Below are 1,952 nucleotides of genomic sequence, written 5' to 3' on the forward strand. Positions count from 1 at the left end.
ATGGCGGTATTAAAGTTCTTTCCGCCCACAAGAAGTTCGGCCTCAACACCCATCTCCATGATTTCGCTGGCCTTCAGGACCAGTTTGGATTTGAGGGAATCAAACCTGCTCTTCTGCTTGGAAGCTTTGGCTTCCTGTTTGCTTTCCTGGGCCTCTTCGCCGGGCTTTTGCTCTTTACCGGTTTTTGCCATTCCTTGATCTCCTTTGAAATAATGCTTTCTTGCGGGATCAACCAGCTGGAAAAACGGACAATTGATCAAACATCCGCTTTACCGGCCCACGGTCTTTTCGCCGCAATTTTATAAAAAAAGAACCTGCCAGGTCCGACTTGGACAAAAATACAGAAAAACAGGAACTTGAAGGCTGAATTATATTACAAAAAACAGCAGCTCTTGACCATGAGTAACTATGCACCATGGTCAGCGGACTTTGCAGCTTGACGCTTGGATTGTTCAGCTTCTGCAGATAGTGAACAGTTAAGGCCATGAAACTGATTTGACCTGCACTTGAGCATTGAACTCATACTGCTTGCTATCTTGTTCCAAGCCTCCAAGTCAACCAGCAAGTTTACACCCGGAAAGACGGGCTTTCCAGGTGGATGCCAGCTACAGCCTCTGGCCGCATTCAGGGCAGAACTTGCAATCATCCAGCATAATATGATCACCGCACCCGGGGCAGGTGGAGGGTACAGGCCCCAGTTCCACCAGCAGCTCGCCTTCCTTTACCGGAACCATCTTCTTGTCCCCCTGAAAATCAGCGAACTTGAGCACTCTCTTGACCACCCCGTCCACAGGCGAGAGAACAGCCTTTTCCTGCTTCATGATGGAGATATTGAACAGTTCTTCACCTTTTTTGACCTTGTCTCCGGGCTTGACGTGCATCACCCACAAATCGCCGGTACTGGGAGACCCCACCTGGTTTGGATCCCTTGAATCAGCCATTTCCAGAGCATCCAGGGCTGCTCCCATGCCTTCCTTGACCTTTACCTGGTGGGAGAAAAACTCCGAATCCAGTGAATAACGCACCACGCTCATACCGTTGATGTCCGGCGCGGAAATGTCCAGAACAGCCAGAAAATGCGGCATGCCGTTGGTATCTTCGAAGAAGATCTCATTCCCCGGAAGCAGGCCTTCAAACCAGACATCCAGGGGCAGCTGGTTGGGGTCGCCGTATTCGCATTTGAGCTGGATGTTCTTCAGGGCATCTCCAGGGTGGTTCAGGTAAAGTACAAGCTCTTCCCGGGTTGGTATACGCCCGATATTGGTGTACAGGTTGTTTTCCTCCTTAGAAACGTCAATGTCTTCCAGGTTTGCCAGAGGGGAGTCCTCGGTCCTGGAGGCGATGGCATCGCGGTAGTTTTCCCCGAAAGCGCTCTCATACACCCAGTCCGGTGGAAATCCCTGGGGCAGTCGCCCGAATTTGCCCAGGAGCAGGTTTCTAAAGGCATCGTTGGAATGTTTGTATATCTCCAGCCTGTCTTCTTTTGTCTGTTCATCGAGCTCCTTCTCCGGGGTGCTGACCACCTTGTCCAGGACCTCAAGCAGATGCCTGACCCCTTTGTCCCCTTTCTCCTTGTAAACATTGGAAATACTCAAGAAAGCCGTATTCCAGGTAATCTGGGATCCTGGGGTTACATCATGATAGCGCACTATCTTGCGGATCCCGGCCAGGAAACGAAGCATATAGGGCAGAAGGTGAATATAGCCCTGTTTCATAGCCCCTTCCTGGGACGAGGACGTGGCCCCTCCGGGCATGCCGTGCTCGACAACATCGTAGTCTATTCCCTGGAAATAAGGGGCTGTATAGTTGTCGGAATAGGGCATGATCTGCTTTAAGACAAAGCCGCACTGACGGATCATATCCTTGTTCAGGTTGGTCTTCATGCCCAGTTCTTCGATATAGGCTGCAGTGGACAGAACCTCGCCCTGGCCGTACCAGCGAACCGATGCCCC

At 51.3% G+C, this 1,952-nt stretch carries 2 protein-coding genes; both read right to left on the reverse strand.

The features are described from left to right. Nucleotides 1-191, reverse strand: a 191-nt coding sequence (locus D5S03_RS06860) for a hypothetical protein (protein ID WP_287043142.1), incomplete at its 3' end; no start/stop codon positions are given. A gap of 414 nt (nt 192-605) precedes the next feature. Then, nucleotides 606-1,952 (reverse strand): biotin/lipoyl-containing protein (locus D5S03_RS06865; protein WP_287043144.1); only part of this gene is annotated, 1,347 nt, incomplete at its 5' end.

The sequence above is a fragment of the Desulfonatronospira sp. MSAO_Bac3 genome (genome assembly GCF_003838035.1).
Classification (GTDB): Bacteria; Desulfobacterota; Desulfovibrionia; order Desulfovibrionales; family Desulfonatronovibrionaceae; genus Desulfonatronospira; species Desulfonatronospira thiodismutans.